Source organism: Paraburkholderia sabiae (assembly GCF_030412785.1).
GTDB classification, from domain to species: Bacteria; Pseudomonadota; Gammaproteobacteria; order Burkholderiales; family Burkholderiaceae; genus Paraburkholderia; species Paraburkholderia sabiae.
Map to the genome: position 1 here is coordinate 597,866 of NZ_CP125295.1, position 20,632 is coordinate 618,497.

The following is a 20,632-nucleotide window of genomic DNA, read 5'->3' on the forward strand; positions in this document are numbered from 1 at the left end:
GTCGTGAAGACGCGCACACGGAGACTTTATGAACTACGTCATCGGCGTCGATATCGGCACGCAGAGCACGAAGGCTGTGCTCGTCGACCAGAACGGCGAAATCGTCGCGCAGCATTCGAGCGGCTACCACCCGGACACGCCGAAGCCCTTGTGGGCCGAGCAATGGCCGACCGTGTGGATGAAGGCGGTGATCGAGTGCATTGCAAGCTGTGTCGGCAAGGCGCGCGAAGCGGGCGTTGCGTCGAATGCGATCAAGGCCGTGTGCGTGAGCAGTCTTTACGGCGGCTCGGGCATTCCCGTCGACAGCGACATGAAGCCGCTGTATCCGTGCCTGATCTGGATGGACCGGCGCGCGACGGCGCAGGTCGACTGGGTGCGCGAAAACGTCGATCTCGACCGCTTGTATGCGATCACGGGCAACGGTGTCGACAGCTATTACGGCTACACGAAGATGCTCTGGCTGCGCGACAACGAGCCGAACGTGTGGGCGAATACGCGATTCTTCCTGCCGCCGAATGCATACGTGATTTATCTGCTGACGGGTGAAGTGGCTGTCGATCACAGTTCGGCGGGCAATATCGGCGGTGTGTATGACATTGCGAAGCGCGACTGGTCCGACGAATCGCTCGACATGCTCGGCATTCCGGCGACGATGATGCCCGAGCATCTGGTCGAATCGTCGGATGTGGTGGGCGGATTGCTGTCGCAATGGACGGAGCAGCTTGGACTCGATGCGGGTACGGCGATCGTCGCGGGCGGCGTCGATGCGGCGATGGCGACGTATGCCGCGGGCGCCACGCGCGCGGGCCAGCATGTCGCGATGATCGGCACGAGCATGTGCTGGGGCTACATCAACCAGAACGTCGATGCGCGGCATGGACTTGTCAGCATGCCGCACGTGTTCAACGGGCTGCAGGATATTTACGTATTCGGTGGAGCGATCACGGCGGGTGCATCGGTGACGTGGTATCGCGAGCAGTTCTGTCATGCGGAGGTCGAAGCCGCGAAGGCGATTCCGGGCGGCGACCCGCATCAATTGCTCGAAGAGGATGCCGCGCAGATTCCGGCGGGTGCCGATGGCGTGATGTTCCTGCCGTATCTGATGGGCGAGCGCAGCCCGGTGTGGGACGCGAAGGCGAGCGGCGCGTTCGTCGGTTTGAACCTGTATCACACGCGGGCGCATCTGTATCGCGCGGTGCTGGAAGGCGTCGCGTTCGCGTTGCAGCACAACATCGTGGCGGGACGTAAGGGCGCGAAGTCGCTTGATGACAAATTGATCGTGGTCGGCGGCGCGGCGCATTCGGATTTGTGGATGTCGATCATTGCGGACATCACGGGCTTTCCCGTCTACACGATAGAGCAGGACGTGGAAGCAGCGATGGGCGCGGCCTTGCTCGCAGCGTACGGCACGAAGCTGATTACGCAAGAGGTCGCGCGCGGCGGCTGGGTGAAGCTGATCGAACGCGTGAAGCCTGATGCGGCGCGACAGGCGATGTACGCGGAGCGCTTTGGCATTTATACGGATCTGTATCCGGCGTTGAAGCCGGTCATGCATCGACTGCAAGCAAAATGAACCTATCCTTCGATTTTTCCGGGCGCTCTTTTCTCGTCACTGGCGCTTCGAGCGGCATTGGTCGCGTGACGGTTGAATTGCTGTGCGCCAGCGGCGCGCAAGTTGTGGCGGCGGCGCGCAACGTGGGCGAACTGGCGCGGCTTGCTGAGGAGACTGGGTGTGAGCCTTTGGTGTTAGACGTTGGCGATGAGGCGGCTATTGATGAAGCTTTGGGTTCGCTCGATGTCGTTTTCGATGGGCTTGTCAATTGTGCAGGCACGACGGTTCTTGAGCGCGCTATCGATACGACGGCTGCGAGCTTCGATAGCGTGATGAGTGTGAATGCGCGAGGTGCCGCGTTGGTGGCGCGGCATGTTGCGCGTGGGATGATCGAGGCTGGACGCGCTGGCAGTATTGTGAATGTGTCTAGCCAGGCGGCGCTCGTTGGGCTCGATGATCATTTGAGTTATTGCGCTTCTAAAGCGGCTATGGATGCTATTACTCGGGTTTTGTGTGTCGAACTTGGGGCCTATGGCATTCGGGTTAATAGCGTGAATCCTACTGTTACTTTGACGCCTATGGCGGTGAAGGCTTGGAGCGAGCCCGCCAAGCGTGATCCTGCCTTGCAAGCGATTCCTCTTAAACGGTTCGCTGAACCGCGCGAAGTGGCTGAGCCTATTTTGTTTTTGCTCAGTGAGGCGGCTTCCATGATTAGTGGTGTTGTTCTGCCTATCGACGGTGGTTACACCGCTAGATGATGTTTTTGTTTTTGTTTTTGCTTTCGCTGGCATCCGCGAGTTCGGATCGGTCTATTAGCGTTGCCCCTGTGCGGGGCGGCACCTACTTTTCTTTGCAGCGGCAAAGAAAAGTAGGCAAAAGAAAGCCGCTTCAAACCTCCGGTGTCTCCCAGGATAACGCCACGGCGCACGGTCTTTGAGCTGTCGCGTAGTGACGCAAACACTCCGTAGAAAGCCCGCAGTCAGGCGCGCGCAGCGCGAAAGATGACATCCACCTGGGGCACGTTCGGCCGGTTGTTTTTGTGTGTTTGCCGTCAGTTGATTGCGGCGGTATGTGCTCCAGACGGTGTGTGGGGTTTTCGCGCTGTGCGCGGTTGACTGCGGGCTTTCTACGGGGTGCGGACGTCGCTGCGCGATAGCCCAACTGCGGCGTGCCGCAGGGCTATCTTGGCAGGTACCGGAGGTTCAAAAGCGGCTTTCTTTTGCCTACTTTTCTTTGCCGCTGCAAAGAAAAGTAGGTGCTGCCCCGCACAGGGGCGACGCATGAATACCGACATGAAATCGCGGATGCCAGCGCACCGAAAGGCAAAAAAGCAAAAAAAACCAAAATCGCGACTAGCGTCGCAGACAAAAAAACTACAGCATAGTTCTCACATGCCAAAGCTCGGGGAAGAGCACAACATCGAGCATCTTACGAAGATAAGTAGCACCGCTGGTGCCACCAGTACCTTGCTTGAAGCCAATGATACGTTCAACAGTAGTCACATGCCGAAACCGCCACTGCCGAAAGGCATCTTCAAGATCGACGAGTTCTTCGGCCATCTCATACAGTTCCCAATGCTGAGACGGATTACGATAAACCTCTAACCAGGCCGCTTCGACAGAAGCATCATGCACGGTAGGCTGAGTCCAATCGCGCTCAAGCCGCGATGAGTCAATAGCAAACCCACGCCTCGAAAGCAGGCGCACAACTTCGTCATAAAAAGAAGGCGTTTCAAGCGCAGCTTTAACTTCGGCATAAACATCAGCATGATGCGCATGCGGCTTGAGCATCTGCTCATTCTTGTTCCCAAGCATGAACTCGAGCTCACGATACTGATAAGACTGAAACCCGGAAGAACTCCCGAGAAACGGCCGCATCGACGTATATTCGGAAGGCGTCATCGTCGAGAGAACATTCCACGCTTGCACAAGCTGCTCAAGAATCCGCGACACACGCGCAAGCATCTTGAACGCAGGCGGCAACTCATCGCGATGCACGCAAGCCAGCGCCGCGCGCAACTCATACAGCGCGAGCTTCATCCACAGTTCACTCGTCTGATGCTGAATGATGAACAGCATCTCGTTGTGATCCGGCGACAACGGCTGCTGCGCATGCAAGATAGACCCGAGCGACAGATAGTCGCCATAACTCATCGACTTCGAGAAATCGAGCTGCGCGTCGTGCCAGCCTTCGCCTTCATCGACAGCCATATGCGAAGCATGCTCGGCACGCGGCGCCGGCGTTGCGCCATGTCCGAAAGGGCAACCTTGCGCCGGCTTGTCGTCCATCATCTTCATGTGATCGGTCATCGCGCGCTCCTCAGGTCACGGCGCCGCGCGCGGCGAATTCAGGCGCACGCCAGGTCTCTTCGGCAAGCACGTGGCGCAGATGCTCGACGGCATCCCACACATCCACGTAACGCGTGTACAGCGGCGTAAAGCCGAAACGCAACACGTGCGGCTCGCGATAATCGCCGATCACGCCGCGCGCGATCAGTGCCTGCATCACTTCATAACCATGCGGATGCTCGAAGCTCGCATGCGAGCCACGCTGTGCATGTGCGCGCGGCGTCACGAGCTTGAGCGGAAATTCCTTGCAACGTGATTCGACCAGATCGATGAACAGATCGGTCAGCGCGAGCGACTTCTTGCGAATGGCCTGCATGTCGGTTTGCAGGAACACATCGAGGCCGCATTCGACGAGCGCCATCGACACCATCGGCTGCGTGCCGCACAGGAAGCGTCCGATGCCATCATCGGCGGTATACGTCGGGTCCATCGCGAACGGCGCGCGATGCCCCCACCAGCCGGACAACGGCTGCTCGAAGTCGCTCTGATGCCGATACGGCACCCACGCGAACGCCGGCGAGCCGGGACCGCCGTTCAGATACTTGTACGTGCAGCCGACAGCGCAGTCCGCGCCGACGCCGTTCAGATCGACGGGGACGGCGCCCGCCGAGTGCGCGAGATCCCACAGCGCAAGCGCGCCCTTGTCGTGGATCAGCTTCGTCACCGCGGCCATGTCGTGCATGTAGCCCGTGCGGTAGTTGACGTGCGTGATCATCGCGACGGCGACGTCGTCGGTGAGCGCGGCGGGCAACTCGGACGGATCGTCGATCAGACGCAGTTCATAGCCGCGATCCAGTTGCTTGATGAGCCCTTGCGCGATGTACAGGTCGGTCGGAAAGTTCGAGCGCTCGGACACAATCACGCGACGCTTCGGGTCGCGTTTGTCCTGCATCCGCAGCGCCGCCGACAGCACCTTGAACAGATTGATCGAAATCGTATCGGTGACGACGACTTCGTTGTGCGCCGCGCCGATCAGCGCGGCCAGCTTGTTGCCGAGGCGCCGCGGCAGCGAGAACCAGCCCGCCGTATTCCAGCTGCGGATCAGCCCTTCGCCCCATTCGGCGGCGATTACGGTTTGCGCGCGCTGCGCGGACGCGGCGGGCGGCACGCCGAGCGAATTGCCGTCCAGATAGATGACGTTCGGCGCGAGCGCGAACTGGTCGCGCAAGGGCGCGAGCGGATCGGATGCGTCGAGCGCGAGTGCTTCTTCACGTTGATTCATGATGGTTCGTTCAGTCGAAAGAGCGTTCAGGCGGAATGCGGTTGTTCAGGGAGTGCGCGCAGCACGGCGCGTACCGGGCTGGCGTCGAGCGTTGTCAGCTTGAGCGGCAGCGCGATCAGTTCGTAGTCGCCGGGTGCGACGGCGTCGAGCACGATGCCTTCGAGTATCGCCATCCGGTGTGCGCGAATCCGGTGATGCGCGTCCATCGTTTTCGATTCCTGCGGATCGAGCGACGGCGTGTCGATGCCGATCAGCTTCACGCCGCGCGCGGCGAGCAGATCGATCGTTTCCGGCGCGACGGCGCAGAAATCGCTGTCCCAGGTCGTAGTTGGCGCTTTCAGGTAAGTGCGCAGGAGGACGCGCGGCGGAATTTCATCGAGTGAGCCTAAAAGATGCTCCGGCGTCACCAGCGGCGTCGCGCCGATGCAATGAATCACGCGGCATCGGCCGAGATACGCATCGAGCGGCACCGCGCCGATCGCGGCGCCGTCGGCGTCGTAGTGCAGCGGCGCGTCGGTGTGCGCGCCCGTGTGCGGCGAGATCGTCAGCCGCGCGACGTTGACGGGCGAACCCGCCTCCATCCGCCACACGCGCTCGATGCCGACGGGCGTGTCGCCCGGCCAGACGGGCGTCGCCGTATCGACGGCGGGCGTGATGTCCCAAAGTGTGTCCATGTCTCCCTGATGTCGTTTGGCTGCTACATCTCGATAATAGGCGGCATCAAACGAAATGTGCTTGCTAAAAAAACTGTTTATTTCGCCCCCGTTGGAACATAATTTGAGGCAAACGGGAAAGGGAGACCGAAAATGAACGCGATCTCACTCGACGCCACCGATTGCCGTATCTTGACGGTGCTGCAGCACGAAGGACGAATCAGCAATCTCGATCTGGCGGAGCGCATCTCGCTTTCTCCGTCTGCCTGTCTGCGCAGGTTGCGCCTGCTGGAAGAGCAGGGCGTGATCGAGCGCTATCGCGCGTGCCTGAACCGGGAAGTGCTGGGATTCGAACTGGAAGCGTTCGTGCAGGTATCGATGCGCAACGACCAGGAAAACTGGCACGAGCGCTTCGCGGAAGCGCTGCGCGACTGGCCGGAAGTGGTCGGCGCGTTCGTCGTGACGGGGGAGACGCACTATCTGCTGCGGGTGCTCGCCCACAACCTCAAGCACTATTCGGATTTCGTGCTCGGCCGGCTGTACAAGGCGCCGGGCGTGATGGACATCCGCTCGAACATCGTGCTGCAGACGCTCAAGGAAGATTCGGGCGTGCCCGTCGCGCTGGTGTCGAGCTCGAAGGTGCAGCAGCAGCCGGGCTAGCGGCGGCCCTGGCCAGCGAGCCGCGGCAGGAATTCAAGCGGCGAAGGCGGCGAGCGCTCAGCCGATCCGCTTCAGTCCGTGAAAATCGCCGTTCTGGAACACGAGCGGCTCGATCTCCGCCGCCTGCTCGTGGACGCCGCAGCGCTCCACTTCGCCGACGAAAATCACGTGATCGCCCTCGTCGTAGCGGCTGCGGTTATGGCATTCGAACCACGCCAGCGCGCCGTCGAGTACGGGCATGCCCGTGTCGCCCGCTGCGTGCGACACGCCTTCGAAGCGGTCGCCCTTCACCGTCGCAAAGCGCTTGCACAGATCGAGCTGCGACGACGCCAGCACATTGACGACATAATGACTGTTGGAGCGGAACACGGGCATCGAGGCCGAGCGTGTCGCGAGACTCCACAGCACGAGCGGCGGCGTCAGCGAGACGGAATTGAATGAGCTGGCCGTGATACCGATCAACGCGCCGGACGGCGCGCGTGTCGTAATGACGGTGACGCCCGTCGCGAACTGGCTGAGCGCGCGGCGAAACGAGACGTCGTCGAAGTTGGGCGGGTTGGCGCGCTTCATCGGCAGAGGCATTCCGGCGAACGGACCGCTTGATGAAGCGACCAGATGGAAAAAAACGGTTCGAAGGTCATGTAGAAATTCGGCGAATTGTCCCAATTTTAACTGCAATCGCAGAGACTCTGGCGCAGGCGCGCGGCGGGACAAGGGCGTCAGCGTGGTACGGATGGTGCATGTGGCCTGCATGAATCCCCGAAAACGCGGAATATTGCGCCGGTCGGATGCGGTGAAGAGTGTCCAGGTGACTGCGGCGAGCGGTGCGTTTGTCCTCGGGACGGACGTCGCGGCGAGCCATTCCAAGGAGCGAGCATGAGTCAGTCAGTCGAGACCGCCACACTGGGCGGCGGGTGTTTCTGGTGTCTGGAGGCGGTGTATCTCGGCGTCGATGGGGTGACGTCGGTGGAATCGGGGTATGCGGGCGGGCACGCCGACAACCCGTCCTACGAGCAGGTGTGCGACGGCAACACGGGGCACGCGGAAGTCGTCAAGGTCGAGTTCGATCCGGCGCGCATCAGCTATCGCGAGATTCTGGATATTTTCTTCGCGATCCACGATCCGACGCAGCTTAACCGCCAGGGCAACGATGTCGGCACGCAATACCGGTCGGTGATCTTCACGCACTCGGACGCGCAGCGCGAGACGGCGCTGCAGGCGATCCGCGAGATCGGCGCCGAAGGCATCTACGACGGCCAGATCGTCACGCAGGTGCTGCCGCTCGACGGCAACTACTGGGCGGCGGAGGCGTATCACCAGAACTACTTCGCGCAGCATCCGGATCAGGGCTATTGCGCGTTCGTCGTCGCGCCGAAGGTGGCGAAGTTCCGGCAGAAGTTTGCGCATCGGATCAAGGCGTGATGTAACGCTCTGCGCGGTGCGAGTGCTGAGCGGCTTGCGCTAGCCTTTCGCGCGTTTTCCCCCTTACGCGGCTTCGGCCGCGCTTTCTTTTTGTGCGCTGCGAAGCCGCTCGCACGCAGCCGCGATTTCCGCCGCGAGCTTCACGCAGGTCAGCGGCGCCGAGCCTTCCGCCTTGTTGTTCGCCGCGATCAGCACCGGCTGGCCGGCAATCGCGTAGCGCGCGGCGAGTTCGGCGAGTGCGGTGCGCGTGTCGGGGTCTTCGTCGACGAGTTTGTCGAACGGTTCGTACTTCGCTTTCGCCTGCTCGTACTTGAAGCCGCCGTGCAGACTCCAGCGCACGATCAGCGGGCCGGCCGGTTCTTCATCGAGCATCGCGAGCGCGGCGGCCTGGCGCGACGGATCGGGCATCCGCGCATGAATGCCGACGCAATAGCGCACGCCCGTCGCCTTCAGCGCGCGAATCAGGCGCGGCGTCAGCAGGCACGCGTCGCGGATTTCGACGGCGTAGCAGGTGTCGCCTTCCAGCGGCGGCAGCGCGGCGAGGAACGCCGTCAGCCGTTCGACGAACAGCGCCGGTTGCGCAAGCATCTCGATCGGCAGCGGCGAGAACTGGAACACGAGTGAGCCTGCCTTCGCGCCGAGTCCGTCGATGCACGGCCGCACGAACTCATCGATGGCCAGTTGCGCGTTCAGAAAGCATGGGTTTTCGGACACCGGCTCGCCGCGTTCGGCGCGCACGGTTGCGTCGGTGACGAGCGCGGGTGCCTTCACGATGAAGCGGAAATGGTCGGGCACCTGCTGCGCGTACCGCAGATAGTCGGTGACGGTGAGCGCCTGGTAGAACGAGCGGTCGATGCTCACCGTGCGCAGCAACGGATGCGCGCCGTAAGCGGTCAGGCCGTCGCGCGAGAGCTTGCTGTTGCTGTAGTCGTCGCCGTAGACGATGCCTTTCCAGCCCGGAAACGACCATGTCGATGTACCGAGATGCACCTGCGGCGGCAACTGGCTGGCGAGCTGGAGAAGATCGTCGGAAGGAGGGGCGGCGAGGACGTCGCGGGCGCGGCGCTTTTTCGGCGGCGCGTCGTTGGATGCGGGAACAGGTGCTTCGGGAGCCGTCGTCTGATCGACGACGGGATTGCCGAACATGTCGAATTGCGCGGTGCCGTCAGGCGTGTCCTGTTGCATCGAAGCTTCGCGTGAATGAGTTTGCCGCGCCGCGCGCCGTGCGAAACAGCGCGCGGCGCGGCCAAAACGGAATCACGCGATTTTACAGCGCCTTCTCGTACATGAAGCGGCGCGACCACGGCAGCGTCTTCGCGCTGCGGCCTGCCCTGCGGCATACCACCTGATAGATCGACACGTCGTCGTTTTCGAACGCATACGCGCAGCCCGCGAGGTACACACGCCAGATACGGAATTTCTCGTCCTCGACGAGCGTCTTCGCAACCGCCGCGTTGGCTTCGAAGTTCTCCGCCCAGATGTCGAGCGTGCGCGCGTAATGACGGCGCAGGCTTTCGATGTCGAAAGCTTCGAGCCCGCCGCGCTGCATGCATTCGAGCGCGAGGCTGATGTGCGGCAGTTCGCCGTCGGGGAACACGTATCGGTCGATGAATTCGCCGCCGCCGAGCGCCGTTTCGCCGCTGTCGTAATCCGTCGACGTGATGCCGTGATTCATCGCGATGCCTTCGTCGGCGAGCAGGTCGTGGACCTTCTGGAAGTACGTCGGCAGATTCTTGCGGCCGACGTGCTCGAACATGCCCACGCTCGTGATGCGGTCGAACTGGCCTTCCACGTCGCGATAGTCCTGCAGGCGGATTTCGATCTGACCTTCGAGGCCAGCCGCTTTCACACGTTGCGTCGCGAGATCGAACTGGTTCTGCGACAGCGTCACGCCCACGCACTTCGCGCCGAACTTCTGCGCCGCGCGCAGCACGAGCGCGCCCCAGCCGCAGCCGATGTCGAGCAGACGCTGGCCCGGTTGCACCTGGATCTTCGTGAGGATGTGGTCGATCTTCTTGATCTGCGCGGTGGCGAGATCTTCGTCGCCGTTCTCGAAGTACGCGCACGAGTACACCATGTTCTCGTCGAGCCACAGCTTGTAGAACTCGTTCGAGACGTCGTAGTGATACTGGATCGCCTTCTTGTCCGACGTTTTCGTGTGATTGAAATAGCGCCGCACGCGCGCCAGCTTGCTCGCGCTCGTCACCGTGCTGCGCGCCAGCGAGTAGCTGATATTGATGATGTCCGACAGCTTGCCTTCGATGTCGATCTTGCCCTTCACGTACGCCTCGCCGAGATTGTCGAGGCTCGGTTCGAGCAGGAGGGGCAGCGCCGACGCGCTGTTCACTTTCAGCGTGACCGCCGGCGCGGCGAACACGCCGAAGTCATGTTGCTGGCCATCCCAGAGCACGAGGCGCGCCGGAATATTGGCCTTTGCTTTTACTTCTTCTACCCACTGCGCCAGCTTCTTCTCCCAGAACATGTGATTTCTCCGTGTCCAATGAATCAAAGCAAAGCCTGTCGAATCGCAGTGCGCCGCGCGCGTGCCATCATGGGCCGCGCGTTCGGGCTTCGAGCAACGCGCATGCGATCCAGCCGTCGGCGCGACGCGTCATGCCAGGTGCAGCACGACGGGCCGCGCGCCGGCCTTTCGATGTGTCAGGGCGACAGACGGGCGATCGTCCAGTCGGCAGTTCCGCTGCGCGTATACAGCAGCCGGTCGTGCAAACGTGAAGGCCGTCCTTGCCAGAATTCGATTGCGTCGGGAATCAGCCGATAGCCGCCCCAGTGCGGCGGGCGCGGCGGGTTCTCTCCGTATTGTGCGCTGAATTCACGTTCTCGCGCTTCCAGCGTGGCACGGCTTTCAATCACCTTGCTCTGCTCCGACGCCCATGCGCCAATGCGAGAGCCGACGGGTCGCGACGCGAAGTATGCGTCGCTTTCGGCGTCGCTCGTTTTGACGACGCTGCCCTCGATGCGCACCTGACGCTCGAGTTCGATCCAGTAGAAGAGAAGGCTTGCATGTGGGTTCTGCGCGAGCTCCTGGCCCTTGCGGCTCTCGTAGTTCGTGAAGAACACGAACCCACGTTCGTCGACACCCTTGATCAGCACGATTCGCGCCGAAGGCCGGCCGCGGGAGTCGACCGTCGCAAGCGTCATCGTGTTCGGTTCGGGGAGCTGCGCGTCGATGGCCTGCTTGAACCACGTGTCGAACTGGCCGAACGGATCCGGATTGGCATCGGCGATGTCCAGCGAACCGAGCGAATAGTTTTTGCGGAGGTCGGCAAGAGTGCTCATATTTTTATGCAAGCGCTACAGTGGGGCCAGTATAGCGAAGGACAAACTTTTTTGCGTTGAGGCGGACGGTGTTCCGTTCGCGATGCAAGGCGAGCCTGCTGCGACCCGCGGGCGCGTGCCGACGCGATCAGGCAAAATACGGGCTTGAATGCACGCACACCTACACATCATGTCCACGCCTCTTGTCACCGGGCAATCCGATCTTACTACCGACCATCACGCGCATGAAACCGCTGACCGCGCCCGCCGATTCGGTGGCGTCGCGCGACTATACGGCGCGGGCGCGCTCGCCGCGTTCGAACGCGCGCACGTCGCTGTCATCGGCATTGGCGGCGTCGGCTCGTGGGCGGCGGAAGCGCTCGCGCGCACGGCGATCGGCACGATCACGCTGATCGATCTCGACAACGTCGCCGAGAGCAATACGAACCGGCAGATCCACGCGCTCGACGGCAACTACGGCAAGCCGAAGGTCGATGCGATGGCCGAGCGTATCCGGCTGATCGATCCGCAGTGCGACGTGCGCGTGATCGAAGATTTCATCGAGCCGGGTAACTTCGACAAGGTGCTGGGCGCGGGCTTCGACTTCGTCGTCGATGCGATCGACAGCGTGCGTACGAAGACAGCGTTGATCGCGTGGTGCGTCGAGCACAAGCAGCCGTTGATCACGGTCGGCGGCGCAGGCGGCCAGCTCGATCCGACGCGTATCCGTATCGACGATCTTGCGCAGACCATTCAGGACCCGCTGCTGTCGAAAGTGCGCGGACAGTTGCGCAAGCAGCATGGTTTTCCGCGCGGACCGAAAGCGAAATTCAAGGTGAGCGCGGTGTATTCCGACGAGCCGCTGATTTATCCCGAAGCGGCCGTGTGCGATATCGACGACGAGGCCGAACACGTCACGACGTCGCCCGGTCATCATGGCCCGGTGGGTTTGAACTGCGCGGGCTTCGGTTCGAGCGTGTGCGTAACGGCGAGCTTCGGTTTTGCGGCCGTCGCGCATGTGCTACGTGCGCTGGCGAAGCAGGCGGCCTGAAGCGCGGATCCGCTTCGTACGAACGAAAAAAACGCGGCCTGGCGGCCGCGTTTTTTCATGGTGCAGGGAGATTGCTTAGTTCAGCAGCGCGCTCAGTTTGCGACGCCATTTCGCCACCAGTTCCGGCTGATGCGCGGCGAGATCGAATACGGAAAGCATCGTCTTGCGTCCGATATCTTCACGGAACGTGCGGTCGCGCTGCACGATGAACAGCAACTGTTCGAGAGCCGGGTCGTACTTGCGACGCGCGATGAATGCGCTGGCCAGATCGAAGCGCGCGTCGAGATCGTCGGGATTCTCGGCGACGCGCGTTTCGAGCGCGCCCGTGGGCGGCAGGTCGGCGGCGGCGTCGACGGCATCGAGCCGCGTCTTGATCGCGTTGTAGCGCGCGTCGATGCCCTGCGTCGTCTTCGGCGACAGCAGATCGTTTTCGTTCTGCGCTTCGTCGGTGCGGTTGTCTTCGAGCAGCAGTTCCATCAGATCGAGGCGCGCTTCATCGAAGCCGGGATCGTAGGCAAGCGCTGCCTTCAGCGCGTTGTACGCGTCCTCGCGACGACCTTCGGCAATCGCGATCGCCGCTTCCGCACGCGCGGCTTCCGCGCCGTCCGGCACGAGGCGGTCGAGGAACTGGCGCAACTGGCCTTCGGGCAACACGCCGATGAACTGATCGACGGGCCGTCCGTCCGCGAACGCGACGACGTGCGGGATGCTGCGCACCTGGAAGTGCGCGGCAAGTTCCTGGTTCTCGTCGACGTTCACCTTCACGAGACGCCATTTGCCTTCGTACTCGGCTTCAAGCTTTTCGAGCATCGGGCCGAGCGTCTTGCACGGTCCGCACCACGGCGCCCAGAAGTCGACGAGTACGGGCGCGAGCATCGATGCGCTGATGACGTCCTTTTCGAAAGTGGCGAGAGTGGTGTCCATTGCTATCTCTTCCTTGAACGGTAGGCGTAGTAGTTGGGGGCGGCGCGTGCCGTTTCAATGCGGAACCTCTCGTCCCGCAACGGCGTGGCTTGCCGTCGATGCCGTTCAGTCTAGCGCGGCTTGCGTTCCGGCAGCGGGATCCATTCCGTTTCGCCGGGCACCTTGCCCATTTCCTGGTTGGTCCACGCGAGCTTCGCCTGCTCGATCTTCTCGCGCGAACTCGCGACGAAATTCCATTCGATGAAGCGTTCGCCGTCGAGTTTCTCGCCGCCGAGCAGCATCACCGTCGCGCCTTTCGCGCTGGCGAGCGTGACGGTTTCGCCGGGCGTCAGCACGGCCATGGTCGCGACTTCGAGCGGCTCGCCGTCGAGCGACAGATCGCCGTCGACCAGATACACGCCGCGTTCTTCATGCTCCGGTTCGAGCGCGAGCACGCTGCCGGGCGAAAAGTGGGCGGCAGCATAGAGCGTGCCCGAGAACGTGCGCGCCGGCGACGTCTCGCCGAACGACGACCCCGCGATGATGCGCAGCGTCACGCCGTTGCGCTCGATTTCAGGCAGCGTCGCGCCCGCGTGATGTTCGAACGAAGGCTCGGCGTCTTCGTCGTCGAGCGGCAGCGCAACCCACGTCTGGATACCGTGGACCGTCGAGCCGTTCGTGCGTTCCGGCTCGGGCGTGCGCTCCGAATGCACGATGCCGCGGCCGGCCGTCATCCAGTTGACGTCGCCGGGGACGATCTTCTGTTCGGACCCGAGACTGTCGCGATGCATGATCGCGCCTTCGAACAGATACGTGACCGCCGCGAGACCGATATGCGGATGCGGACGCACATCGAGTCCGGTGCCGGCGGGCAGCGTGGCGGGGCCCATGTGATCGAAGAAGATGAACGGACCGACGAGACGCGCGGCCATCGCGGGCAGCACGCGCCGCACGGCGAGATTGCCGATGTCGCGGACGTGGGGCTTGAGAACCGCTTTGATCGATGAGGACATGACAGGCTCGGTTGGGGGGGGCAGGACGGGTCATTCTACTGCCCGAGTCGGCGGCTTGCGTTCGAGGGCGCGAGGGATGGAAAGGGGTCGGTTGTATTGGCGGGCGGCGTGTCGGCGGTTGGTCCGGTAAACTTTCAGGTTCAGAGACAAGCAAAAACAGGAGTGCAGATGTCACCGAAAGACCTGCTGCTGGCGCTGGTCGTCGTCGTTGCGTGGGGTGTGAATTTTGTCGTGATCAAGGTCGGGCTGCACGGTGTTCCGCCGATGCTGCTCGGTGCGTTGCGCTTCATGCTTGCCGCATTTCCCGCGGTGTTCTTCGTCAGGCGGCCGCAGATGCCGTGGCGCTGGCTTCTCGCCTATGGCGCGACGATTTCGCTCGGGCAGTTCGCTTTTTTGTTTTCCGCGATGTATGTCGGCATGCCGGCGGGTCTTGCCTCGTTGGTGCTGCAGGCGCAGGCGTTCTTCACGCTCGGTTTTGCGGCGCTCTTTTTGCATGAGCGGTTTCGCGCGCAGAACGTGCTTGGTCTCGTCATCGCGGCGATTGGTCTTGCTGTGATCGGCCTGCAGGGTGGTCATGCGATGACTGTCGCCGGCTTTGTCCTCACGCTGTGTGCGGCTGTCATGTGGGCGCTCGGCAATATCGTCACGAAGAAGGTCGGCAAGGTCGATCTGGTCGGGCTCGTCGTGTGGGGGAGTCTGATTCCGCCTGTGCCTTTCTTCGTGCTGTCTTATATGTTCGAAGGGCCGGCGCGGATTGAGGCCGCGTTGACGGGGATTGGGGCGTCGTCCGTGTTTGCGATCGTTTATCTTGCGTTTGTTGCAACCCTGCTCGGGTACGGGTTGTGGAGCCGGTTGTTGTCGCGGTATCCCGCGGGGCAGGTCGCGCCTTTCTCTTTGCTCGTGCCGATTGTTGGGCTTGCTTCGGCTTCGGTTTTTCTTGGGGAGGCGTTGTCTGGGGCCCAGATCCTGGGCGCTGTTCTCGTTATGGCCGGGCTTGCTGTTAATGTTTTTGGTGGGTGGGTTTTGCAGAGGTTTTCGTTGGCAAGGTGAGGTTTTTTTGTCTGCGACGCTAGTCGCTATGCTTTGCTTTTTTTCTTTTGGTTGGCATCCGCGGTTTCGTAGCGGTTTATTAGCGTTGCCCCTGTGCGGGGCGGCACCTACTTTTCTTTGCAGCGGCAAAGAAAAGTAGGCAAAAGAAAGCCGCTTTTGAACCTCCGGTGCCTGCCAGGATACCGCTACGGCACAGGTTCTTTGAGTTGTCGCGCAGCGAAGTCCGCACGCTGTAGAAAGCCCGCAGTCAACCGCTCACGGCGCGAAAACCCACACAGTCTGGAGCACATACCGCCGCAATCAAAGCGACGGCAAACACACGAAAACAAGCCGACCGAATGTGCCCCGAGTGGATGTCATCTTGCGCGCTGCGCGCGCCTGACTGCGGGCTTTCTACGGAGTGTTGGCGTCGCTGCGCGACAGCTCAAAGACCGTGTGCCGTAGCGTTATTCTGGCAGGCACCGGAGGTTTGAAGCGGCTTTCTTTTGCCTACTTTTCTTTGCCGCTGCAAAGAAAAGTAGGTGCCGCCCCGCACAGGGGCGACGCTAATAAACCGCTACGAAACCGCGGATGCCAGCGCAGCGAAAGCAAAAAAACGAAAAAGCAAAAAACCCAGAATAGCGCCTAGCGTCGCAGACAAAAAACGTTAAGTCATCCGACTCTTGGCCAGCGGCGGATTAGCCGCAAAATACCGTTTAATGCCACTCATAATGGCGTTAGCCATCTTCTCCCGATACGCGTCGTCATTCAAACGACGCTCCTCCTCGGGGTTACTGATAAACGCAGTCTCGACGAGAATCGACGGAATATCCGGCGCCTTGAGCACGGCAAACCCGGCCTGCTCGACAGAGCCCTTGTGCAAGCGATTGATCCCGCCGATCTCCTTCAGCACGAACGTGCCATAGCGCATCGAGTCGCGGATCTGCGCCGTCGTCGACATGTCGAACAGCGCGCGGTTCACGCTCGCGTCGGCGGACTTGATGTTGATGCCGCCGATCTGATCCGACGAGTTCTCCTTGTTCGCCATCCAGCGCGCGGCCGCGCTCGATGCGCCGTGCTCCGACAGCGCAAACACCGACGAGCCGCTCGCTTCCGGCGTCGTGAACGCATCCGCGTGGATCGACACGAACAGGTCCGCGCCGACGCGCCGCGCCTTCTGCACGCGCACGTTCAGCGGTACGAAGAAGTCGGCGTCGCGCGTCATCATCGCGCGCATGTTCGGCTGCGCGTCGATCTTCGCGCGCAGCTTCTTCGCGATGTCGAGCGCAACGTGCTTCTCGTACGTGCCGCTGCCGCCGATCGCGCCAGGGTCTTCGCCGCCATGACCCGGATCGATCGCGACGGTCAGCAGACGCACCGTGTTGCTGCCTTTCTTCGGCGTGGTGAACTTGTATTCGTCGTTGCCGTCGCCGTCGTTGTCCGTATCGTTGTCGTTGTTGCGCGCAATGACAGGCGGCGCGGGCGGGGCAGCGGGCTTCGACGGAACATGCGGAGCAGGCGCGCTATGCAAGGGCGGACGCGGCACGGGCGCACCAGGCGACGGCGCGTTGTTCTGCGCATACTTCTCGAAGAAGGCATCGCTGTTGTCGCCGGGCGGCGTGGACGGGCCGCTGAGCGTCGCGGCGGGCGGCGCGGTGTTCTCCTTCAGCTGCTGTTCCTTGCGCTCGGTCTGCGCGAGCAGATCCATCAACGGATCCGGCGCGACGGCGGGATACAGGTCGAACACGAGCCGGTACTTGTACGTGCCGACAGGCGTCAGCGTGAACACCTGCGGCTTCACGGAGCCCTTCAGGTCGAACACCATCCGCACGACATGCGGCTGATACTGGCCGACGCGCACCGATTGAATCTGCGGATCGTTCGGCGCGATCTTCGAGACGAGATCCTTCAGCGCCTGGTCGAGATCGAGACCGTTCAGGTCGACCACCAGCCGGTCAGGGCCTTGCAACAGTTGCTGCGTGTTCTGCAGCGGCTGGTCGGACTCGATGGTCACGCGCGTGTAGTCGCGCGCGGGCCACACACGCACGCCGAGCACCGACTGCGCAAACGCGAGGCGCGGCGCAAGGCCGAGGACGAGCGTGGAAGCGCCCGCGCGAAGAATCTGCCGGCGACGCCAGTTATGCGTCGCGGTGGCCGCCGATTCGATCGAGCGGAACGGTTTGATCAACATCTTTCGAGACATGCCTTTCCTGTTTCGCTGTATGCCCTGGCGACAAGAGAGCGGCCATCGCCGTCGACGTCGAGCGAGAAAACGAGATCCGGCACGCCCAGCAGGCTGCCCGCGCGTTGCGGCCATTCGACGAGGCAGATTGCGCCGCTATCGAAGTACTCGCGAAAGCCTGCATCGGCCCATTCGGCCGGATCGTTGAAACGGTAAAGATCGAAGTGATACAGCTCGAGTTCCCCATCCGGTCTTTCGACCGCATAAGGTTCGACGAGCGTATAGGTCGGGCTGCGCACGCGGCCCGTGTGTCCGAGGGCGCGCAGCGTGGCGCGCACGAGTGTCGTTTTGCCCGCGCCCAGGTCGCCGTGCAGCTGCACCTGGAGGCCGTTGAATGGGTTCTGGTCCGTCGCGATCGCTTCGTTGCGCACGCTGTCGATCGCATGCGCGAAGCGCTCGCCGAATGCCGTGGTCGCGGCTTCGTCCGCGAGCGCGAACTGGCGCTCCAGCAGGACGGCGGCGGTAGGTCGATTCGCGGGTCCGGTGTGATCGGGCATTCTCGTAAAATGGCGTAATGAACCAAGGCCAGCAGCATTCCACGCCGGATCCACAAGAGGACCCGAAGCGCGATCCGCATCCGTCGCCCCGTGCGACGGATGACGAAGCACCCGTCACGCGACGTTTCGACGAAGCGCAACTGGCTGCGCTCGCTTCGCGTATCCGTGAATGGGGACGCGAACTGGGTTTCGGCGCAGTCGGCATCAGCGACATCGATCTGTCGCACGCCGAAGCGGGGCTTGCAGCCTGGCTCGACGCGGGTTGCCACGGCGAGATGGATTATATGGCCAAACATGGGATGAAACGTGCACGGCCGGCCGAGCTTGTGGCCGGCACGCGACGCGTGATCTCGGTTCGCATGGCCTATTTGCCCGCCCATTTGCGCGCACATCCGACCGATTCACCCGATGCGCGAAAGGGCGCTGAAAGTGCCGTCGACGACGTTCAGCACGACTGGCGACTCGAAGAACGCGCGCGTCTCGACGACCCGTCGGCGGCCGTCGTGTCGATCTACGCGCGCGGCCGCGACTATCACAAGGTGATGCGCAACCGCCTGCAGCAACTGGCCGGGCGGATCGACGGCGAGATCGGCCCGTACGGCTATCGCGTGTTCACGGATTCCGCGCCTGTGCTCGAAGTCGAGCTTGCGCAGAAGGCAGGCACGGGCTGGCGCGGCAAGCACACGCTGCTGCTGCAGCGGGACGCGGGCTCGCTGTTCTTCCTAGGCGAAATCTTCGTCGATCTGCCGCTGCCGACGGATGCCGAGACCTCGCCGGAAACTGCGCCCGAAACGCCCGGCGCGCATTGCGGCAGCTGCACGCGCTGTATCGGCGCATGTCCGACGGGGGCGATCGTCGCGCCGTATCAGGTCGACGCGCGGCGCTGCATCTCCTATCTGACGATCGAACTGAAGGGCAGTATTCCCCAGGACTTGCGGCCGCTGATCGGTAATCGTGTGTACGGATGCGACGATTGTCAGCTCGTGTGTCCGTGGAACAAGTTCGCGCAGGCCGCGCCCGTCGCCGATTTCGACGTGCGTCACGGGCTCGATCGCGCGTCGCTGGTCGAGCTGTTCGGCTGGAGCGCCGACGATTTCGACACGCGCATGCAAGGCAGCGCGATCCGCCGGATCGGCTACGAATGCTGGCTGCGCAATATCGCCGTCGGCATGGGCAACGCGCTGCGGGCCGCGCGCGATACGCTGCCCGCCGACGCGCGCGAGGCCATCATCGATGCATTGCGCAAGCGTGCCGACGATCCGTCGCCGCTGGTGCGCGAGCATGTCGAGTGGGCGCTCGAAGCGGCCTGAGCGGGAATTCAGCGAAAGAGGTGAGCACATCATGTTCAACGCAGTGATCGACGCGCCGTTCGGCAAGATCGGTGTCCGGCTCGAAGGCGAGACCGTGCGCGAGATCGTTTATCTGCCCGATTCGGTGGCGAACGTCGAACCGGACTCGCCGCTCGCGAAGCAGGCCGTCGAGCAGATCGGGCAGTATTTGCAGCAGGCGTCGGCGAGCTTCGATCTGCCGCTCGCCGACGTCGGCACGCCGTTCCAGCGACGCGTCTGGAAGGCGATCAGCGAGATTCCGCCCGGCGTCGTGATCACCTACGGGCAACTCGCGAAGAGCATCGGCAGCGTGCCGCGCGCCGTCGGCCAGGCGTGCGGGTCGAACTTCTTTCCGATCGTGATTCCGTGCCATCGCGTGGTCGGCGCGGGCGGCATCGGCGGCTTTGCGCATACGGGCGGCGACGGCTACTATCGCAACGTCAAACGCTGGCTACTGAAACACGAGGGCGTACCTTACGCATGACTGATGTGCTGACCGAAGACGCGCAACCCGCGTCGCCTTTGCTGCTGACGAGCGGCGCGTCGATCGACGCCTTCTGCGACGCGCTGTGGCTCGAACACGGCCTTGCGCGCAATACGCTCGATGCGTACCGGCGCGACCTGCGGCTCTTCTCCGAATGGCTCGCCGAGCGGCGCGACGCATCGCTCGATACCGCAAGCGAAGCCGATCTCACCGCTTACAGTGCGGCGCGCTCCGCCGACAAATCGACGTCGGCGAACCGGCGTCTGTCCGTGTTTCGCCGTTACTACGCGTGGGCCGTGCGCGAGCATCGCGCGTCGGCCGATCCGACCTTGCGCATCCGTTCAGCCAAGCAGCCGCCGCGTTTTCCGTCGACGTTGACGGAAGCGCAGGTCGAAGCGCTGCTCGGCGCGCCGGATGTGACGACGCCGCTTGGTCTACGCGACCGCACGATGCTCGAACTGATGTACGCAAGCGGCTTGCGCGTGAGCGAACTGGTCACGTTGAAAACGGTGGAAGTCGGGCTGAACGAAGGTGTCGTGCGCGTGATGGGCAAGGGCTCGAAAGAGCGGCTGATTCCGTTCGGCGAGGAGGCGCACGGATGGATCGAACGCTATCTGCGCGAAGCGCGGCCCGCGCTGCTCGGCCAGCGTTCCGCCGATGCGCTGTTCGTCACCGCGCGCGCCGAAGGCATGACGCGCCAGCAGTTCTGGAACATCATCAAGCGTCACGCGTTGACGGCGCACGTCCACGCGCCGCTGTCGCCGCACACGCTGCGCCACGCGTTCGCGACGCATCTGCTCAATCACGGCGCGGACCTGCGCGTCGTGCAGCTGCTGCTCGGCCACACCGATATCTCGACCACGCAGATCTACACGCACGTCGCGCGCGAACGGCTCAAGTCACTGCACGCGACGCACCATCCGCGCGGCTGACTTTGGCCGTGCTTGTTTGC

Annotated in this window: 20 protein-coding genes; 9 read left to right on the forward strand and 11 right to left on the reverse strand. The window is 62.6% G+C overall.

The window, feature by feature from the left end; genetic code table 11:
- Nucleotides 1–28 precede the first annotated feature (28 nt).
- Nucleotides 29–1,573 (forward strand): FGGY-family carbohydrate kinase, encoded by a 1,545-nt coding sequence (locus QEN71_RS02660; RefSeq protein WP_201650709.1) that lies wholly within the window; start codon nucleotides 29–31, stop codon nucleotides 1,571–1,573.
- Entirely contained in the window at nucleotides 1,570–2,310 is a 741-nt protein-coding gene (locus QEN71_RS02665; protein ID WP_201650708.1) for an SDR family oxidoreductase, read from the forward strand. Before QEN71_RS02660 ends, QEN71_RS02665 begins: the two co-directional genes overlap by 4 nt.
- A gap of 615 nt (nucleotides 2,311–2,925) precedes the next feature.
- On the opposite strand, the gene kynA is transcribed toward QEN71_RS02665, so the two are convergent.
- The 3 genes from kynA to kynB are packed head-to-tail and all read right to left on the reverse strand — an operon-like array spanning nucleotide 2,926 to nucleotide 5,796.
- Entirely contained in the window at nucleotides 2,926–3,861 is a 936-nt protein-coding gene (kynA, locus tag QEN71_RS02670; protein ID WP_201650707.1) for a tryptophan 2,3-dioxygenase, read from the reverse strand.
- Between the two features lie 10 nt (nucleotides 3,862–3,871).
- On the reverse strand, nucleotides 3,872–5,122 hold the full coding sequence (gene kynU, locus QEN71_RS02675; protein WP_201650706.1) for a kynureninase: 1,251 nt from the start codon (nucleotides 5,120–5,122) through the stop codon (nucleotides 3,872–3,874).
- A gap of 26 nt (nucleotides 5,123–5,148) precedes the next feature.
- Complete coding sequence (gene kynB / locus QEN71_RS02680) at nucleotides 5,149–5,796, reverse strand: arylformamidase (protein ID WP_201650705.1); 648 nt, start codon at nucleotides 5,794–5,796, stop codon at nucleotides 5,149–5,151.
- A 132-nt stretch (nucleotides 5,797–5,928) separates the two neighbouring features.
- Between kynB and QEN71_RS02685 the strand changes: the two genes are divergently transcribed.
- Entirely contained in the window at nucleotides 5,929–6,435 is a 507-nt protein-coding gene (locus tag QEN71_RS02685; protein WP_201650704.1) for an Lrp/AsnC family transcriptional regulator, read from the forward strand.
- A 57-nt stretch (nucleotides 6,436–6,492) separates the two neighbouring features.
- Here the strand turns inward: QEN71_RS02685 and QEN71_RS02690 are convergent, their stop codons facing one another.
- The gene (locus tag QEN71_RS02690) at nucleotides 6,493–7,005 is read right to left on the reverse strand and encodes a flavin reductase family protein (RefSeq protein ID WP_028364570.1); all 513 of its coding nucleotides are present in this window, start codon (nucleotides 7,003–7,005) and stop codon (nucleotides 6,493–6,495) included.
- Between the two features lie 306 nt (nucleotides 7,006–7,311).
- On the opposite strand from QEN71_RS02690, the gene msrA reads away from it, so the two are divergent.
- Nucleotides 7,312–7,857 (forward strand): peptide-methionine (S)-S-oxide reductase MsrA, encoded by a 546-nt coding sequence (gene msrA, locus QEN71_RS02695; protein ID WP_201650703.1) that lies wholly within the window; start codon nucleotides 7,312–7,314, stop codon nucleotides 7,855–7,857.
- A gap of 63 nt (nucleotides 7,858–7,920) precedes the next feature.
- Here msrA and QEN71_RS02700 read toward each other — a convergent pair whose 3' ends face one another.
- The 3 genes from QEN71_RS02700 to pdxH form a co-directional block, all read right to left on the reverse strand.
- Nucleotides 7,921–9,003, reverse strand: a complete 1,083-nt coding sequence (locus QEN71_RS02700) for a DUF72 domain-containing protein (protein WP_233471811.1) — start codon at nucleotides 9,001–9,003, stop codon at nucleotides 7,921–7,923.
- 121 nt (nucleotides 9,004–9,124) lie between these two features.
- Entirely contained in the window at nucleotides 9,125–10,339 is a 1,215-nt protein-coding gene (locus QEN71_RS02705) for an SAM-dependent methyltransferase (RefSeq protein ID WP_201650701.1), read from the reverse strand.
- Nucleotides 10,340–10,515: 176 nt separating this feature from the next.
- On the reverse strand, nucleotides 10,516–11,154 hold the full coding sequence (pdxH, locus tag QEN71_RS02710) for a pyridoxamine 5'-phosphate oxidase (protein ID WP_201650700.1): 639 nt from the start codon (nucleotides 11,152–11,154) through the stop codon (nucleotides 10,516–10,518).
- Between the two features lie 169 nt (nucleotides 11,155–11,323).
- Here pdxH and tcdA point away from each other — a divergent pair, with 169 nt between their 5' ends.
- Complete coding sequence (gene tcdA / locus QEN71_RS02715; protein ID WP_201650699.1) at nucleotides 11,324–12,184, forward strand: tRNA cyclic N6-threonylcarbamoyladenosine(37) synthase TcdA; 861 nt, start codon at nucleotides 11,324–11,326, stop codon at nucleotides 12,182–12,184.
- Between the two features lie 75 nt (nucleotides 12,185–12,259).
- Here the strand turns inward: tcdA and trxA are convergent, their stop codons facing one another.
- Nucleotides 12,260–13,108 (reverse strand): thioredoxin, encoded by an 849-nt coding sequence (trxA, locus tag QEN71_RS02720; RefSeq protein WP_201650698.1) that lies wholly within the window; start codon nucleotides 13,106–13,108, stop codon nucleotides 12,260–12,262.
- 110 nt (nucleotides 13,109–13,218) lie between these two features.
- Entirely contained in the window at nucleotides 13,219–14,100 is an 882-nt protein-coding gene (locus QEN71_RS02725) for a pirin family protein (protein ID WP_201650697.1), read from the reverse strand.
- A gap of 168 nt (nucleotides 14,101–14,268) precedes the next feature.
- Between QEN71_RS02725 and QEN71_RS02730 the strand changes: the two genes are divergently transcribed.
- Nucleotides 14,269–15,150 (forward strand): EamA family transporter, encoded by an 882-nt coding sequence (locus QEN71_RS02730; RefSeq protein ID WP_201650836.1) that lies wholly within the window; start codon nucleotides 14,269–14,271, stop codon nucleotides 15,148–15,150.
- Nucleotides 15,151–15,796: 646 nt separating this feature from the next.
- Here QEN71_RS02730 and QEN71_RS02735 read toward each other — a convergent pair.
- Nucleotides 15,797–17,332, reverse strand: coding sequence for an N-acetylmuramoyl-L-alanine amidase (locus QEN71_RS02735; protein ID WP_201650696.1), 1,536 nt, complete (start codon nucleotides 17,330–17,332; stop codon nucleotides 15,797–15,799).
- Nucleotides 17,314–17,868, reverse strand: a complete 555-nt coding sequence (tsaE, locus tag QEN71_RS02740) for a tRNA (adenosine(37)-N6)-threonylcarbamoyltransferase complex ATPase subunit type 1 TsaE (RefSeq protein ID WP_201650695.1) — start codon at nucleotides 17,866–17,868, stop codon at nucleotides 17,314–17,316. Before tsaE ends, QEN71_RS02735 begins: the two co-directional genes overlap by 19 nt.
- A gap of 17 nt (nucleotides 17,869–17,885) precedes the next feature.
- On the opposite strand from tsaE, the gene queG reads away from it, so the two are divergent.
- The 3 genes from queG to xerD are packed head-to-tail and all read left to right on the forward strand — an operon-like array spanning nucleotide 17,886 to nucleotide 20,612.
- Nucleotides 17,886–19,178, forward strand: a complete 1,293-nt coding sequence (gene queG, locus QEN71_RS02745; protein ID WP_201650694.1) for a tRNA epoxyqueuosine(34) reductase QueG — start codon at nucleotides 17,886–17,888, stop codon at nucleotides 19,176–19,178.
- Nucleotides 19,179–19,209: 31 nt separating this feature from the next.
- A complete protein-coding gene (locus QEN71_RS02750; protein ID WP_201650693.1) occupies nucleotides 19,210–19,680 on the forward strand; it encodes a methylated-DNA--[protein]-cysteine S-methyltransferase in 471 nt (156 codons plus the stop codon).
- Nucleotides 19,677–20,612, forward strand: a complete 936-nt coding sequence (gene xerD / locus QEN71_RS02755) for a site-specific tyrosine recombinase XerD (RefSeq protein ID WP_201650692.1) — start codon at nucleotides 19,677–19,679, stop codon at nucleotides 20,610–20,612. The genes QEN71_RS02750 and xerD overlap by 4 nt, the downstream gene beginning before the upstream one ends.
- The last annotated feature ends 20 nt before the right edge of the window (nucleotides 20,613–20,632 follow it).

Coding starts and splice junctions, on each gene's coding strand:
- kynU (WP_201650706.1), bottom strand. CDS start 5,122: ATGAATCAACGTGAAGAAGCACTCGCGCTCGACGCATCCGATCCGCTC.
- QEN71_RS02730 (WP_201650836.1), top strand. CDS start 14,269: ATGTCACCGAAAGACCTGCTGCTGGCGCTGGTCGTCGTCGTTGCGTGG.
- QEN71_RS02700 (WP_233471811.1), bottom strand. CDS start 9,003: ATGTTCGGCAATCCCGTCGTCGATCAGACGACGGCTCCCGAAGCACCT.
- QEN71_RS02690 (WP_028364570.1), bottom strand. CDS start 7,005: ATGAAGCGCGCCAACCCGCCCAACTTCGACGACGTCTCGTTTCGCCGC.
- queG (WP_201650694.1), top strand. CDS start 17,886: ATGAACCAAGGCCAGCAGCATTCCACGCCGGATCCACAAGAGGACCCG.
- QEN71_RS02735 (WP_201650696.1), bottom strand. CDS start 17,332: ATGTCTCGAAAGATGTTGATCAAACCGTTCCGCTCGATCGAATCGGCG.
- QEN71_RS02725 (WP_201650697.1), bottom strand. CDS start 14,100: ATGTCCTCATCGATCAAAGCGGTTCTCAAGCCCCACGTCCGCGACATC.
- QEN71_RS02660 (WP_201650709.1), top strand. CDS start 29: ATGAACTACGTCATCGGCGTCGATATCGGCACGCAGAGCACGAAGGCT.
- QEN71_RS02705 (WP_201650701.1), bottom strand. CDS start 10,339: ATGTTCTGGGAGAAGAAGCTGGCGCAGTGGGTAGAAGAAGTAAAAGCA.
- QEN71_RS02665 (WP_201650708.1), top strand. CDS start 1,570: ATGAACCTATCCTTCGATTTTTCCGGGCGCTCTTTTCTCGTCACTGGC.
- tcdA (WP_201650699.1), top strand. CDS start 11,324: ATGTCCACGCCTCTTGTCACCGGGCAATCCGATCTTACTACCGACCAT.
- pdxH (WP_201650700.1), bottom strand. CDS start 11,154: ATGAGCACTCTTGCCGACCTCCGCAAAAACTATTCGCTCGGTTCGCTG.
- tsaE (WP_201650695.1), bottom strand. CDS start 17,868: ATGCCCGATCACACCGGACCCGCGAATCGACCTACCGCCGCCGTCCTG.
- QEN71_RS02685 (WP_201650704.1), top strand. CDS start 5,929: ATGAACGCGATCTCACTCGACGCCACCGATTGCCGTATCTTGACGGTG.
- xerD (WP_201650692.1), top strand. CDS start 19,677: ATGACTGATGTGCTGACCGAAGACGCGCAACCCGCGTCGCCTTTGCTG.
- kynB (WP_201650705.1), bottom strand. CDS start 5,796: ATGGACACACTTTGGGACATCACGCCCGCCGTCGATACGGCGACGCCC.
- trxA (WP_201650698.1), bottom strand. CDS start 13,108: ATGGACACCACTCTCGCCACTTTCGAAAAGGACGTCATCAGCGCATCG.
- QEN71_RS02750 (WP_201650693.1), top strand. CDS start 19,210: ATGTTCAACGCAGTGATCGACGCGCCGTTCGGCAAGATCGGTGTCCGG.
- msrA (WP_201650703.1), top strand. CDS start 7,312: ATGAGTCAGTCAGTCGAGACCGCCACACTGGGCGGCGGGTGTTTCTGG.
- kynA (WP_201650707.1), bottom strand. CDS start 3,861: ATGACCGATCACATGAAGATGATGGACGACAAGCCGGCGCAAGGTTGC.